This is a genomic window from Curtobacterium sp. PhB146, from assembly GCF_004342995.1.
Classification (GTDB): Bacteria; Actinomycetota; Actinomycetes; order Actinomycetales; family Microbacteriaceae; genus Curtobacterium.
On record NZ_SMBN01000002.1, the window covers coordinates 244,248 to 259,066 of the forward strand.

At 70.9% G+C, this 14,819-nt stretch carries 14 protein-coding genes; 6 read left to right on the top strand and 8 right to left on the bottom strand.

The window, feature by feature from the left end; genetic code table 11:
* Window positions 1-5 precede the first annotated feature (5 nt).
* The 6 genes from EDF33_RS09570 to EDF33_RS09595 form a co-directional block, all read right to left on the bottom strand.
* The gene (locus tag EDF33_RS09570) at window positions 6-2,132 is read right to left on the bottom strand and encodes an acyltransferase family protein (RefSeq protein WP_132099917.1); all 2,127 of its coding nucleotides are present in this window, start codon (window positions 2,130-2,132) and stop codon (window positions 6-8) included.
* A gap of 241 nt (window positions 2,133-2,373) precedes the next feature.
* Window positions 2,374-3,465, bottom strand: coding sequence for an alkene reductase (locus tag EDF33_RS09575; protein ID WP_132099918.1), 1,092 nt, complete (start codon window positions 3,463-3,465; stop codon window positions 2,374-2,376).
* Window positions 3,466-3,506: 41 nt separating this feature from the next.
* Window positions 3,507-3,719, bottom strand: coding sequence for a hypothetical protein (locus tag EDF33_RS09580; RefSeq protein WP_173169183.1), 213 nt, complete (start codon window positions 3,717-3,719; stop codon window positions 3,507-3,509).
* Window positions 3,720-3,771: 52 nt separating this feature from the next.
* Window positions 3,772-4,212 carry a MarR family transcriptional regulator gene (locus EDF33_RS09585; RefSeq protein WP_111086213.1) on the bottom strand — a complete coding sequence of 147 codons (441 nt, stop codon included), beginning with the start codon at window positions 4,210-4,212 and terminating at the stop codon, window positions 3,772-3,774.
* A gap of 288 nt (window positions 4,213-4,500) precedes the next feature.
* Complete coding sequence (locus EDF33_RS09590; RefSeq protein WP_132099919.1) at window positions 4,501-7,203, bottom strand: MMPL family transporter; 2,703 nt, start codon at window positions 7,201-7,203, stop codon at window positions 4,501-4,503.
* Between the two features lie 75 nt (window positions 7,204-7,278).
* Window positions 7,279-7,917 carry a TetR/AcrR family transcriptional regulator gene (locus EDF33_RS09595; protein WP_165918779.1) on the bottom strand — a complete coding sequence of 213 codons (639 nt, stop codon included), beginning with the start codon at window positions 7,915-7,917 and terminating at the stop codon, window positions 7,279-7,281.
* A gap of 184 nt (window positions 7,918-8,101) precedes the next feature.
* Between EDF33_RS09595 and EDF33_RS09600 the strand changes: the two genes are divergently transcribed.
* The 6 genes from EDF33_RS09600 (at window position 8,102) to EDF33_RS20150 (ending at window position 13,074) form a co-directional block, all read left to right on the top strand.
* Complete coding sequence (locus EDF33_RS09600; RefSeq protein ID WP_132099921.1) at window positions 8,102-9,583, top strand: mannitol dehydrogenase family protein; 1,482 nt, start codon at window positions 8,102-8,104, stop codon at window positions 9,581-9,583.
* 108 nt (window positions 9,584-9,691) lie between these two features.
* Window positions 9,692-10,399: a YafY family protein gene (locus tag EDF33_RS09605; RefSeq protein WP_132099922.1), complete on the top strand. Its 708-nt coding sequence runs from the start codon at window positions 9,692-9,694 to the stop codon at window positions 10,397-10,399.
* A gap of 107 nt (window positions 10,400-10,506) precedes the next feature.
* A complete protein-coding gene (locus EDF33_RS09610) occupies window positions 10,507-10,878 on the top strand; it encodes a VOC family protein (protein WP_132099923.1) in 372 nt (123 codons plus the stop codon).
* Window positions 10,879-10,916: 38 nt separating this feature from the next.
* Window positions 10,917-11,645: an alpha/beta hydrolase gene (locus tag EDF33_RS09615; protein WP_132099924.1), complete on the top strand. Its 729-nt coding sequence runs from the start codon at window positions 10,917-10,919 to the stop codon at window positions 11,643-11,645.
* Window positions 11,642-12,493: an MBL fold metallo-hydrolase gene (locus tag EDF33_RS09620; protein WP_132099925.1), complete on the top strand. Its 852-nt coding sequence runs from the start codon at window positions 11,642-11,644 to the stop codon at window positions 12,491-12,493. The genes EDF33_RS09615 and EDF33_RS09620 overlap by 4 nt, the downstream gene beginning before the upstream one ends.
* Window positions 12,490-13,074 carry a TetR family transcriptional regulator gene (locus tag EDF33_RS20150; RefSeq protein WP_165918780.1) on the top strand — a complete coding sequence of 195 codons (585 nt, stop codon included), beginning with the start codon at window positions 12,490-12,492 and terminating at the stop codon, window positions 13,072-13,074. The genes EDF33_RS09620 and EDF33_RS20150 overlap by 4 nt, the downstream gene beginning before the upstream one ends.
* 172 nt (window positions 13,075-13,246) lie before the next feature.
* Here EDF33_RS20150 and EDF33_RS09630 read toward each other — a convergent pair whose 3' ends face one another.
* The gene (locus EDF33_RS09630) at window positions 13,247-13,813 is read right to left on the bottom strand and encodes a GNAT family N-acetyltransferase (RefSeq protein ID WP_132099927.1); all 567 of its coding nucleotides are present in this window, start codon (window positions 13,811-13,813) and stop codon (window positions 13,247-13,249) included.
* A 9-nt stretch (window positions 13,814-13,822) separates the two neighbouring features.
* Complete coding sequence (locus EDF33_RS09635) at window positions 13,823-14,818, bottom strand: alpha/beta hydrolase (protein WP_132099928.1); 996 nt, start codon at window positions 14,816-14,818, stop codon at window positions 13,823-13,825.
* Window position 14,819 lies beyond the last annotated feature (1 nt).

Here is a 14,819-nt window from a genome sequence, read left to right on the forward strand (position 1 = left end):
CGCGCTCAGCGCCCGAGCGCCGTGAGCTGCTTCTGCAACCCGCGCTCGAGGTACGGCTCCAACGACGTCGCCCACGTCGCCGTGATGTGCGTGGTGTCCCGGTAGACCAGCACGCCGCCGATCACCGCGGGGCAGGTCCTCTCGGTGCAGTAGTAGTCGGTCAGGTCGATCACCCCGGCTCGTCCTCCGGCGGCCTTGAACGCCCGCACGGCCTCGATCGACGAGTCGGTCTGGGCGAGCGCCTCGGAGCGGGGCCGGTCGCACGACGCGTTCGTCGGCCCGGACATCTTGCTCACACAGGCGATGACGTCGGGCCTGGGGACCGGGTTGTCACGGATCGCGATGACGGGGAGTTCGTCGCCGGCGGCCTGCTCCCAGGCGTCGACGAGGCCGTTGCGGGTCGCGATGTCGCGTGAGGCTCCGGCCGGCAGGCTGACGGGCATCTGCGTGGCGGAGTGGGTGACGACCAGGGCGTCGGCGTCGCGGTGGGCGCGGACGTAGTCGATGGCCGCGTGCTTCCACGCGTTGCAGCCGCGCAGCGCGCCGGCGTTCACCGAGTTCTGCTGCGCCGTGGTGAGGTAGCAGCCGCCGATGCCGGCCATGTCGACGCGCCACCCGTTGTCGTCGGCGATCTTCTCGTAGGCGCCGAGCAGGGCGTTGCTGTGCGAGTCGCCGATGACGATCAGGTGCTTCGACCAGCCGGTCGCCTTGCCGAGCACGCAGGTGCGGAAGGTGCCGCTCCAGCACTCGGGGCGGTTCGCGTCGTCGTCCTCCGCCGCCGCGGGGGCCGGGATCCGTGTGTCGGCGAGGGCCGGGTCGACGCAGGGGTCGGCGGAGCTGATCCGTGCGGCTGCTCCGATGCAGGACTCGTCGTCCTGTGCCCGTTCGGTCGCGAGCCGCTTCGTGAGCTGCTCGGTGGCGCCTTCGGCGTGGACCTCCTGCACGTAGACGGCGGTCAGGGTCGAGGCGCCGAGCGTGACGACCGTGAAGGTGCAGATGACGCCGAGCGCGACGACCCCGCGGGGCCGCAGGTCGCGCAGCCAGGTCGAGAAGCGGACGGGTTCCTCGAACCAGATGGTCGTGACGGCGGCGAGTCCGACCGACACCAGGAGCACCGAGGTGCTGGTCGCCCAGTCGAGCGGGCGTCCGAGCATGATCGGCAGGATCACGACGAGCGGCCAGTGCCAGAGGTACAGCGCGTAGGAGATCCGTCCGGTGAACGCGACCGGTCCGAGCGCGCCGATCGACTCGAACACGGTGCGTCCGCCGAACAGCACCACGAGGGTCGCACCGGCGACGGGGAGCAGCGCGGCGATCCCGGGGAACGGCGTCTCCGCCCCGATGACGAACAGGGACAGGACGAGGGCCACGGCGCCGATGCTCGTCAGGATCATGCGCACCCGCCGGGCGACCTCGGTGCGGACCTCGGGCAGGTGCACGGTCGCGGCGAGGCCGCCCAGTGCGAATTCCCACGCGCGGATGCCGGTGGAGAAGTACGCGACGCCGGGGTTCGTGCTGGTCTGCACGATGCTCCACACCAGGGACAGCACGACGACCGCGCCGAGCAGCAGGCGTGCGGCGGTCAGCGTCGAGAGGCGCCCGCGCACGGCGACGGCCAACCCGATCAGCAGCAGCGGCAGGACGATGTAGAACTGCTCCTCGACCGACAGTGACCAGAAGTGCTGGAACGGTGAGGGGTCGTCGGCCGAGGCGAGGTAGTCGACCGAGTTCGCCGCCAGCTCCCAGTTCTGCAGGTAGACGGTCGACGCGATGAGCTCGCGGCCGTACTGCCCCCACAGGGCGCTCGGCACGGCGATGAGCACCGCTGCGCCGGTGGTGAGGATGGTGAGGAACGCGGCCGGCAGCAGGCGTTTGGCCCGGCGGGACCAGAACCGGCCGAGGTGGATCGTGCCGGTGGCGAGCTGTTCGCGCAGCAGGAGTCCGGTGATGAGGAACCCGGAGATCACGAAGAAGACGTCGACCCCGACGAACCCGCCCCGCAGGGCGTGCGGCCACAGGTGGTACACGACGACGGCCAGCACCGCGAACGCGCGGAGACCCTGGATGTCCCACCGCGTCGTGTCGCGCGCGCGGTGCGCGGGGCCCCGCTCGCCCGGCGTTGCAGTGTTCACTGCGACGATCCTACGAGAAGCGCGTCACGCCCTGGGACGGCACGCGAGAAGACGGGAGGCCCGTGGCGGTCTCGCCACGGGCCTCCCGTCCGTCGTTCGCTCGCCCCCACCCCGTGGGGTTCCGAGATCTCGGAACCTCGCGGGCACGCGCCGTCCTGATCGGAACCTCGACGGAACGCACGCGGGGTGTCGTGGAACCTCGACGCACAGCGCGCCGCGTGTCGTGGATCCGCGCGCAGCCCTAGACGGTCGCGCGCACCTCGGCCAGCGACGGGTAGTCGGTGTAGCCCTCGGCGGTCGCGCCGTAGAAGAGCTCGGGACGGGGCTCGTTGAGCTCCGCATCCTGCTCCCAGCGGTGCGCGAGGTCCGGGTTCGCGATCGCCGGACGGCCGACGGCGATCGCGTCGGCGATGTCCTGGTCGTGGACGACGGTGATCGCTTCCTCACGCGTCGTCATCGCGCTGAAGCCCGAGTTGACGATGAACGGTGCGCCCGCGGTGCGGCGGACGTGCTGCACCAGGTCGCCGGTCGGCTCGGCGTGCAGGACGTCGATGAAGGCGAGTCCGAGCGGCGCGAGGCCCTCGGCGATCGCGGTGTAGGTCGCACGGACGTCGGCCGCGTCGTCCTCGATGACGCCCTGGATGCCGTGCTCGGGCGACAGGCGGATGCCGGTGCGGTCTGCGCCGACGGCCTCGGCGACGGCGGTCGTGACCTCGATCGCGAAGCGGGCGCGGTTCTCGGGGGAGCCGCCGTACTGGTCGGTGCGGGTGTTCGACACCGGGGACATGAACTCGTGCACCAGGTAGCCGTTGGCGCCGTGGACCTCGACGCCGTCGAGTCCGGCGGCGATGGCGTTGCGGGCAGCCTGCGCGAAGCCCTGCACGGCGTCCTGCACCTCGGCGGTGGTCAGCTCGTGGGGGACGGGCATGTCGGCCTTGCCGGTCGCGGTGTGGGTCTGACCGGGAGCGGCGATGGCGCTCGGGGCGACGATGCGCGGTGTCTGCGAGATGTCGGGGTGCGAGACACGGCCACCGTGCATGAGCTGCATCACGATGGTGCCGCCCTCGGCGTGCACGGCGTCGGCGACGCGGCGCCAGCCGGCGATCTGCTCGTCGGTCTCGATGCCGGGCTGCCCGGGGTAGGAGCGGCCTTCCTGCACGGGCCAGGTGCCCTCGGTGATGATCATGCCGAGGCCCGCACGCTGACGGTAGTGCTCGACGAGCAGGTCGTTCGGGATGCCGTGCTCACCGGCGCGGGTGCGCGTGAGCGGGGCCATGACGACGCGGTTCGACAGGCGCAGGGCGCCGAAGGAGGTGGGTTCGAAGAGCTTCACGAGGGAGTGGAACGTCGTGTTGCTCGGTGCAATTCCCGCCGTCAGTCGCGCGGGCAGACCAGGGTCGACGAACGGACCTGTCCCTCGGGGCGGATCACCTGGTGCAGGGAGAGGGGCTTGCCGCAGATCGGGCAGCCGCGGTCCACCGATCGGTCGTCGACCCCCTCGGGGTGTCCGGCGCCGATCTGCGACGGTCCCATCTTGTTGATGAGCGTCGTGTTCCACCGTTCGTACCACTTGCCGAAGCGCCCCACGGTGCATCCTTTCGTTCGTGCACGAACCATTATGGCACCATCGGCCCCGGGATCACACCTGGTCGACCCGCTCCAGCAGTTCCGTCAGGTCGTCCTTGAGCGCTTCGAGGCGTTCCAGTGGCCACCCGAGCCGGTCCGCGACCGCCAGGGGGACCGCTCGCGCGCGGTCGCGCAGTGCCCGACCGGCCGTGGTGAGCGAGACCTCGAGCTGCCGTTCGTCGGCGGCGCTGCGGGTCCGGCGGACGTAGCCGGAGGCCTCGAGACGCTTGAGCAATGGGCTGAGGGTGGCCGAGTCGAGCCGCAGTTCGCCGGCGATCTCGCGCACCGACCGGGGATCCTGCTCCCAGAGTGCGAGCATCACGAGGTACTGCGGATGCGTCAGGCCCATCGGCTCGAGCAGGTCGCGGTACAGCCCGATGACGCTCCGGCTCGTGGCCGCGAGGGCGAAGCAGAGCTGCCGGTCGAGCGCGAGTGGGTCGGGTGCGGAGGTCATGCGCCCACGATACCGTTCGCCCACGAAGTGTTCCCGGCTGGCGCGACGGCCGCGTTCATGCGTGCACAGGTATCGACAGAACACCAGTCGATCAACGCGTGTTCTGTCGCACCATGCGGACACATCAGGTGCGTGCGCATGTTCCGACGTTCCACGCGTCGATCAACGGGTGGTTCGTCGGAAGGTGCGGACGCATGCGTCCGGCCGCCGCGCGGGGTGGGCGCACGCACGGGAGGCCCGGGGCCGGTCTCGTGGACCGGCCCCGGGCCTCCAGGCTGGGTGCGTCGACTACGCGCGGTGCGCGGGCGGGTGCCCCGACTCGTGCGCGTTGGCGTCCGGCGCCACGGAGAGGGCGTGCGACCCCGTGTGGGTGTCCTCGTGACCGGGCTGACCGGGCTGACCGGGCTGACCGGGCTGGCCGGGCTGGCCGGGCTGACCGGCGACCGGGTGCGACCGCTCGAGCTTCGCGCCCTCGACGTCGACGTCCGGCACGATCCGGTCGAGCCACTTCGGGAACCACCACGCGCTCTGGCCGAGCAGGTGCATCGCGGCCGGGATCAGCAGCATGCGGACGACGAACGCGTCGATGAGCACACCGAACGCCAGCCCGAAGCCGATCGGCTTGATGGTGGAGGAGTCCGAGAAGATGAAGCCCGCGAACACCGAGATCATGATGATCGCCGCTGCCGTGACCACCGCGCGACCGGCGTGCAGCCCGCGCTGGACCGCGACCTTCGCCGAGGCGCCGTGGGCGTAGGCCTCACGCATGCCGGACACCAGGAACAGCTGGTAGTCCATCGCCAGACCGAACAGGATGCCGATCTCGATGATGGGCAGGAAGCTCAGGATCGGCGCCGGGTCGTGCACGCCGAACACGGAGCCGAGCCAGCCCCACTGGTAGATCGCGGTCAGGCCACCGAAGGACGCCATCACGGACAGGATGAAGCCCGCCGTCGCCGTGATCGGGACCAGGAAGGACCGGAACACGATGATCAGGATGATGAGCGACAGGCCGACGACCACCACGAGGTAGAGCGGCAGGACGTTCGACAGCTTCTCGGAAACGTCGATGTTGGCGGACGCGTTGCCCGCGACACCGAGCGTGACCGTCCCGTCGTCGGTCGTGACGGTCTGCTCGCGCAGGTCCTTGACCAGGTTCTCGGTGGAGATGCTGTCGGGACCGCCGCCGGGCTTCACCTGGAACGCGATGATGTCGCGGTCCGACGAGGTACCGATCGGCAGGACGGCCTTGACGTCGTCGTTCTTCGCCAGGGCCTCGCCGATGGTGACCTCGGTCTCGGTGACGTCGGACTTGCTGATCGACTCCGGCAGGGTCGCGACGACGAGCAGCGGGCCGTTCTGGCCGGCACCGAACTCCTCGTCGAGGGCCTCGTACGCCTTGTACTGGCTCGAGTCGACGGACTCGGACGCACCGGTCGGCAGGCCGAGGCGCATCTGCGTCGCCGGGAGCGCGATGACACCGAGCACGGCGACACCGGCGACGAGCGTGACGATCGCGCGCCAGGTCTTCATCGGCTTGTTCGGCACCCGGGTCGAGCCGGTGTTGCCGATCTTCGCGCGCTCCTTCTTCCGCAGGATCCGCATCCCGATCAGGGACAGCAGCGCCGGCGTGAAGGACGTGGCGATGAGGATCGCGAAGAACACCGCGACCGCACCGACCGTGCCCATCAGCCCGAGGAACGGGATGCCGGTGATGTTCAGCGCGAGCAGCGCGACGATGACGGTCGCACCGGCGAACACCACGGCGTTGCCCGAGGTACCGTTCGCGAGGCCGATGGACTCGTGCACCTGCATGCCCTGCTTCAGCTGGGTGCGGTGTCGGTTCAGGATGAAGAGCGAGTAGTCGATGCCGACCGCCAGGCCCAACATCACCCCCAGCACCGGCGTGACCGAGATGAACTCGACCAGGCCGGAGAACGACAGCGAGGCAAGTGACGCCACGCCCACTCCGAGCACGGCGCTGACGAGCGGGATCGCCGCACCGATGATTGTGCGGAGCATCAGGAAGAGCACGAGCGCGGCGATGATGACGCCGACGATCTCGCCCGGGCCGAGGATCGACGGCACGCCCTGCGCGATGTCGTTCGACACGTAGACGTTCACGCCGCTGATGTCGGCCGAGTCGGCGTCGTCCGCGATGGCGGTCTTCGTGTCGGCGGGGACCTCGTACGTCGACTTCGTGAACTGGACCGTGCCGATGACGGCGCTGCCGTTCGACGACACGAAGCGGACGTCCTTCGACAGGTCGAGGAGCTTCGAGCCCTGCTCCAGCTCGTCGGCGCTGTCGTCGAGCTTCTTCGTGTTGGCGTCGATCGTCTTCTGCGCGTCGGCGATCTGCTGCTCACCGGCGTCGATCTGCGCCTGCTGGGCGTCGATCTGGGCCTGCGCCTGCTGGAGCTGCGCCGCCGCAGCCTGCGCCTGCGCTGCGGGGAGTGCTGCGCCAGCGGCCTCGGCCTGGGCCTTCTGGGCGTCGAGCTGCGCCTGGGCGTCCTCGATCTGCTGCTTGCCGGAGGTCAGCTGCGCCTTCTGGGCGTCGAGCTGGTCCTGGCCGGTCTCGAGCTTCGCGCGGCCGTCGGTGATCTCCTTGCGGCCGTCGACGATCTTCTGGCGCTGCTCGTCGAGCTGGTCCTGGGTGTCGAAGCCGCTCGTCGCGCCCTTGACGCCGTCGAGCTTCTCGACCTTGGTCAGGAAGTCCGCGACCTCCGACTTCTGCGCGTCGGTGAACGCCTTGCCGTTCGTCGTCTCGAAGACGATCGTGCCGTTGCCGCCGTTCGCCGACGGGAACTTGTCGGCGAGCTCGTCCTGCACCTGACTGGTCTTGGTGTTCGGGATCGAGATCGCCGATGAGATCGTGCCCGAGAACAGGCTGTAGGTGACGCCGGCGACGGCCATGATCACCACCCAGGTGATGATCACGAGCCAGTGGCGTCGTGCGGAGAACCGTCCGAGACGGTAGAGGAGACCGGCCATGCGGTTGCCCCGTTCCTTTCGTTGCAGGTGCTGTGTGGAGCGGGGTGCGCCGGTGGACCCCTGGGGAGGGAAGTGTCAGTCGGTGGGCATGTAGCCGCTGCGGACGCTGTGCACGAGTCGTGCCAGCAGGGCGTCCCAGTCGGCGACGGACTGCTCGTCGATCGCGGGGCCGGAGGTGGCCAGCCAGTGTTCCGCGATCACGACGATGCCGCTCATGAGCGACTCGACGAGCAGAGCGGCGTCGAGGGGATCCGCCGCCGGGTAGCGGCGTGCGACCTCGTCGCGGAGTCGTTCGGTGACCCGTGAGAACGCCGTCTGGGTGAGGACCGCGGCCTTCGGGTCGTCCTTGCCCGGGTCGCCGAGGATCCGGTACATGCTCGAGATCGCGGCCGCCAGGTCGGCGCCGCGTGCGGCGGACTCGAGCTCGTCGAACATCGAGGCCCGGCTGCCGTCGCCGACCGGGGTGCGTGCCATGTCGGCGAGGAACCGGTCGATGATCACGGACAGCTCCTGCTCGCACACGGCCAGCAGGACCTCGTCGAGCGAGGCGAAGTGGTTGAACACCGTCCGCCGCGCGATGTCGGCCCGTGCTGCCAGGTCGTCGACGCTGAACTCACGGCCGCCGCGTTCGACGACCAGGTCGCGTGCGGCCTGCAGGATCGCCGCACGGTGCTTCGCCTTGAGGGCGGCGCGGCGGTCGGTCGTGAGGGTCACGAATGAGAACACTAGGTGCATCGATGCACTCGGTGCAACGACTACGAGTGCATCCTCAGGTTCGTACCCCGCGATGGAAACTCGGTTCTGAACAGATGTGCGCATGGTTGACTGCACCCAGCACGACCGCCGGTGCGACCGGCGGCGCGACCGCCAGAACGACCGTTGTACGAAGGAGTACCCGATGCCCGTCCGCCTGTCCCCGGAGACCCTCGACGAGATCGCCGCGAGCGGTGTCGCCGTCCCGACCTACGACCGCAGCGGGATCACCGCCGGCATCGTGCACTTCGGCGTCGGCGGCTTCCACCGCGCGCACCAGGCGATGGTGATCGACCGGCTGCTCCAGCAGGGCGAGGCGCGCGAGTACGGCATCTGCGGCGTCGGTGTCCTCGAGCAGGACCGCCGGATGGCCACGGCGATGGCGGAGCAGGGCGGCCTCTACACGCTCGTCCTCAAGCACCCTGACGGCACGCGCGAGTCCCGCGTCGTGGGCAGCATCGTCGACTACCTGCTCGCCGTCGACGACCCGGACGCCGTCGTCGAGAAGATGGCGCACCCGGACACCAGGATCGTCAGCCTGACCATCACCGAGGGTGGCTACAACTTCGACCACGTCACCGGCGAGTTCGTCGCGGACGAGCCCGGCGTCGCGGCCGACCTGCGCGGCGACGGACCGCCCCGCACGGTGTTCGGCCTGGTCGTCGAAGCCCTGCGCCGGCGGCGTGACCGCGGCGAGCAGCCGTTCACCGTGATGTCCTGCGACAACATCCAGGGCAACGGCCACGTCGCCCGCGACATGTTCACCGCCTACGCACGCCTGCAGGACCCGACGTTCGCCGACTGGATGGACGAGCACGTGTCGTTCCCGAACTCGATGGTCGACCGCATCACTCCGGTCACCGCCGACGAGGACCGCGCCTGGGTCCGCGACGAGCTCGGCATCGAGGACGCCTGGCCCGTCGTCGCCGAACCGTTCTTCCAGTGGGTGCTCGAGGACGACCACCCCGCCGGACGTCCGCCGTACCAGGACGCCGACGTGCAGATCGTCGAGGACGTCGAGCCGTACGAGCTGATGAAGCTCCGGTTGCTCAACGCCTCGCACCAGGGCCTGTGCTACTTCGGGTACCTCTCGGGGTATCGCTACGCGCACGAGGCCACGCAGGACCCCGCGATCGCCACGTTCCTGCGCCGCTACATGGACGAAGAGGGCTCGCCGACCCTGCACCCCGTGCCCGGCATCGACCTCGAGGACTACAAGTCCACCCTCATCGAGCGCTTCCAGAACCCCGAGGTCCGCGACACCCTGGCCCGGCTCTGTGCCGAGTCGAGCGACCGGATCCCGAAGTGGCTGCTGCCGGTGGTCCGCGACAACCTCGCCGCCGGCCGGCCCGTCACGCTGTCCGCCGGCATCGTCGCGTCGTGGGCGCGCTACGACGAGGGCACGGACGAGTCCGGCGAGCCGATCCAGATCGTCGACCGCCTGGCCGAACCGCTGCACCGCATCGCCCTCACCCAGCGCGACGACCGGCTCGCCTTCATCGCGAACCGGCAGGTCTTCGGCGACCTGATCGACGACGAACGGTTCGTCGCGGCGTACCGCGACGCCCTCGACGGGCTCATCGCCGACGGCGCCCACGCCACGGTCGAACGCTTGTCGCGTTCTTGACGCGAGTCGCGCCCTGCGCGTGACCGGGCACCGGACGGGAGGCCCGGTGCCAGCTGGCGCCGCGCCTCCCGTCCGGTGCCCGGTAGCGTCACGGGCTATGGTCGCGTCGTGAACCGGACCGACCGCCTGTACGCGCTCGTCGAGGAGCTCCGCGCCGCTGCGCCCGCGCTGCGGAGCGCGCGCCGACTCGCCGAGCGGTTCGGGGTCAGTGTGCGCACGGTGGAGCGGGACCTGCTCTCCCTGCAGCAGGCCGGCGTGCCGATCTGGGCCGAGCCAGGGCGGACCGGCGGGTACACGATCGACGCCCGTGCGACGCTCCCGCCGCTCGGGCTGACCGTCGACGAGGCGCTCGCGGTGGCGATCGGCCTCGGCACGCTCGGTACCAGCCCGTTCCGCGACGCGGCTCGCAGCGCTGCCCGGAAAGTCACGGCCGTGCTCGCCGAGGACGACGCCCGACGGGCAGCGCGACTCGCGAGCCGCGTGCACCTGCTCGAGTCGGGGGAGCGCACACCTGCTCCCACGGCGCTCGCCGGTGCGCTGACGGGCGGGCGCGTCGTCCGGATGCGGTACCGCGACGCAGCGGGCGCGGAGACCGATCGCGTCGTCGAACCGCTCGGCTACATCGGGAAAGGCGAGGACTGGTACCTCGTCGCGTGGTGCCGGTTGCGCGACGGCGTCCGTGCCTTCCGCGGAGACCGGGTGCTGGCGGTCGAGGAGACCGACGAACCGGCCACGCCCCGGGTCGTCCACCTCGACGAACTCGACATCCCGCACGGCGTCCTGCGCCCCGTGCTCGGAGACCTGCTCGGGGACTGAACCGCCAGATCCGCCTTGTGGTTCGCCGAAACACCGACAGGACGGTGTCGCGGTGGTCGCGCATGCTCGACGAGTCCGGTCACGGTGGCCGGCCAGGAGGGCTTCCCATGCAGTTCGCATCCATCCGGATCATCACCGACGACCTCGACGGGATGGTGCGGTTCTACGAACGCGTCACCGGGACCGAGGCGCGGCGGCCCGCACCCGTCTTCGCCGAGATCGTGACCGGCGGCGCCGTGCTCGCCCTCGCGACCCCGGTGACCGTGGCGATGCTCGGACCGGCCGCGCCGGAGCCCCGCACGAACGGCGGCATGTTCCTCGAGTTCGTGGTGGACGACGTCGACGCCGCGTTCGCGGGGTTGCGTGGTGCCATCGACGACGTGGTGCTGCCGCCGACGACGATGCCCTGGGGAAACCGGTCGGCGCTGTTCCGTGACCCGGACGGCAACCTCGTGAACCTCTTCAGCCGCCCCGCTTGACCGTGTATTCTGTCAGTCACTGACAGAATCGAGTGCACATGCAGCTCCACGTCGAGACCCACGGTCACGGCCCGGTCCGGGTCGGACTCGTGCACGGCGTCCTCGGTTCGGCGCTGGTGTGGCGCGACCTCGTGTCCCACGCCGACCCGGACCGGTACACGTTCCTCGTGCCGGACCTGCGGGGTCACGGCGAGAGCGACCGCGCGGCGTCGTACACGCTCGCCGCGTTCGCCGACGACCTCGCCGAGACGCTGCCGCAAGGGCTCGACGCCGTCGTCGGACACTCGCTCGGCGGGCGGGTGCTGTTCGACGCCGTCGACCGGTTGCGCCCTGCGCGGGCGGTGTACCTCGACCCCGGCTTCCACCTGCGGGCACCGGGGCGGGGCGTGCTCGGTCGGGCGTTCTGGGCGCTGCCCGGGCTGCAGCCGCTGCTCGTGAAGGCGTACGACCGCACCGATCCGCGGTGGGGTCCGGCGAACGTCGCCCGGGCCGAGGAGAGCCATCGGCACTGGGACCGCACGACGCTGCGCGACGTCCTGCGAGCGGTCGCGACGACACCGGTCGCTCCGGCGGCCCCGTTCGTGCCGTCGACGCTCGTGCTCACCGACGACGGTCGACACGTCGTGCCCGCGGCCGAGGTACCGGTCTACGAGCACCTCGGGTGGGACGTCGAACGGGTGCGCGGCGTGCACCACGACCTCGCGATGGAGGACGCCGCGCGCACGATGCGGCTCCTCGACGACGTGCTCGGCGGGGCGCACGCATGAGCGTCACCACGGTGTTCGGCGGGGTGTCCAACGTCCTCGTCTCCGACGGCACGACCTCGCTGCTCGTGGACGGCTTCTTCAGTCGTCCCTCGTTCCCGCGGCTGATGCTCGGCCGGCTCCGACCGGACGTCACCCGGATCGAGGACGCACTCGCACGGTTCGACGTCGACCACCTCGATGCCGTGCTCGTCTCGCACTCGCACGCCGACCACGCCCTCGACGCCCCCGTGGTCGCGGACCGGACCGGGGCCGAACTCGGCGGCTCGACGTCCACCCGGATGATCGCCACCGGGTACGGGCTCGACCGCGTGCCCTTCCGGGAGCTCCACGACCGCGAGTCGTTCGCGGTGGGGGCCTTCACGGTCACGCCGCTGCACGCCCTGCACAGTGACGGCGACGTGGTCCCGGGCGAGATCACCGAGCCGGTCACCCTGCCGGCCCGGATGCGCGACTTCCGTACCGGCGGGTGCTCCTCGTTCCTGTTCGAGCACCCGGACGGATCGGTGCTGGTCCACCCGACGGCGAACTTCATCCCCGGAACGTTCGCGGGGCTCCACGCCGACACCGTCTACCTGGGTGCGGGTGCCGCCGGTGCGAAGCCGACGGCCTGGATCGAGCAGTACTGGCAGGAGACCGTCGGCGCCCTGCACCCGAGCGTCGTCCGACCGGTGCACTGGGACGCGTTCTGGCGTCCGCTGGACCGTCCGCTCAGGCCGCTGCCGAAGAAGCTCGACCGCCTCGACGTCACGATGCGCGCGTTCGCACGCCTGGCGGACGCCGACGGTGTCGACCTCCGGCTGCCGGAGCTCTGGCAGCGCGAGACCGTCTCCGCGCGGTCGGCGTCGTGACCGGGGTCCGGGCGCAGAACCGCCGGGCGCAGAACCGCCGGGCGACGGAGTGTGCCGTCGAGGATGCCGCGGTCGCGCTGGTCGGCGCGCGCGGGTTCGACGTCGTCACCGGGGCCGAGATCGCGACCGCGGCCGGCATCACCGAGCGCACGTTCTTCCGGTACTGCGCCGCGAAGGTGGACGCGTTCCTGTTCGTCTCGCGCGACGTCCACGACGCCGTCACCGCCGCCGTCACCGCCGCCGTGACCGCCCCGGTGACGTTCGATGCGTTGACCGAGGTGATCGCGGAGGTGCTCGCGACGTTCGAACGCGACCGCCCCGACGACCTCGACCGCCTGGTCCGGGTGCGCGCGCTGCTCGTCGCCGATCCGGCACTGCTGTCCGCCGTGCTCGAGCGGGACGCCGCGCAGACGCTGGAGCTGCAGTCGGCGTGGCAGGGCGCCGACCGGTTCGCGGTGCCGTTGGCGCTGCTCGCGCTGCGCGCCGCGTTCGACGAGTGGGCGGAGCGCCCCGCGGGGGAGTCGCTCAGCGTGGCGTTCCGTCGGACCTGCGCCGCGCTGCAGAGGGCCACCGGCGGCTGATCGCGCGTCACGCCCTGGACGCGTCCACCTGGCTGGAGGGAGGCCCGTGGCGGGCGTGACCCGCGCCTCCCGTCCGCTCTGGACCGTGACGCGAGACGCGCCGGGCGAAGACGTTCGTCTCGTGCGGTGACGGTTCTGGTTCACGTTCCCCGTGGATCACGAACCAGAACCGTCAGTCGTCAGAAAGCACGTCGTCGTCCCACGGCACCGGCGTCGTCTCGCCCGTCTCCCAGTCGTGGCGCAGGATCCCGTACCCGACCGACGCGACCGCGCGGCCGCCTTCGATCGGCCACCCCTCGCGGTAGTGCGCCTCCTTGACCCACCCGGCACGCACGAAGACCCGGCGCATCGCCGTGTTGTCCTCGCGGGTCTGGCCCTCGAAGCGGGTCACCGACGGCAGGGTGCCGAAGACGTGGTCGGTGACCGCGCGCAGTGTGGGGACGCCGAGTCCGCGGCCGCGGAACGCGCCGGCGATGCGCAGGTCGAACAGCGGGACCGGGTCTTCCAGATCCTCCAGCCGGACGAACCCGATGCGGCCGTGCTCCGTGTGGTCGACCCAGTACGAGTCGTGCTCGTCGTCGCGGTAGGAGCCGGATGCCACGGCCTCGACGGCCTCCGCACGGGTCCACGACCGCCGCACGTGGAAGGGGAAGTCCTCGGTCGACAGGAAGTCGACGAGGGCATCGTGGTCGATCCCGATCGGGTCGAGCCGGGTCAGCCGGACGGAGCGGTCGGTCATCCCGCCACGCTAGCGGGGGTGCAGCGTGGTGGCCCAGCGTCCGATCGCGTCGTACGCCTGCTCGCGCACGTCGGGCGCGGACAGCACCACGTCGTGCACGGCTCCCGGCAGCCGGCGGACCGTCACCTCGTTGCCGAGTGACAGGGCTCGGTGGGCCACCGTGTCGACGTTCAGCGCGACGTCGGCGTGTGCCATGCCGGGGTCCCACCGGGGTTGCAACATGCTCTTGTCGCTGAGCATGACCAGGACGGGGACCTGGATGTCGAGCCCGTGCTCGACCGTCTCCTGCCCCGCGAAGACCGCCGCGAGCCAACCGGGGTGCAGGGGGAACCCGCGTTCCGGCCGCCACTGCTGGTCGTACGTCCAGGAGCCCTCGCCCGCGGCCGACACGGTGCGCGTGTAGAAGCCCGGGTCGACGGCAGGCATCGGGGCGAGGGGGTTCCGCTTCGCGCCGAGCTTGATGACGGGCGCGACGATCGCCCGGCCCACGGCGGTCGCCTGGAACTCGAGCCAGGGACTGTTCAGGATGATCCCGTCGACGAGTTCCGGGTGCCGCGCAGCCCACAGCGACAGCGTCAGACCGCCGGTGGAGTGCCCCATCAGCACGAGTCGCCGCTCACCGGGGCCGGGGTGCTCGGCGGACACCGCGTCGAGCGCTGCGGCGATGTCCTCGTCGTACACCGCCAGGTCGTCGACGTTCCCCGGGGTCTGCTGGGGGCGGAGGCTCCGGCCGTACTTCCGCAGGTCCAGTGCGTGGAAGCGGGCACCGAGCCGTTCGACGCGCTCGGCGAGCTCCGTCTGGAAGAAGTAGTCCGACCACCCGTGCACGTACAGCACGTCAGCGCCGTGCAGCGGCCCGCGCCCGTGCAGCAGCAGGTCCGTCGGGGTGTGCCGACGACGGACGAGGGTGGCGACGACCGGCCCCTCGGAGTCGGAGCCGAGCGGCAGTTCGAGTCGCTCGTAGGGCGCCCCGAGGACGTCCTCGTGCCACCGCTGGACGACCATG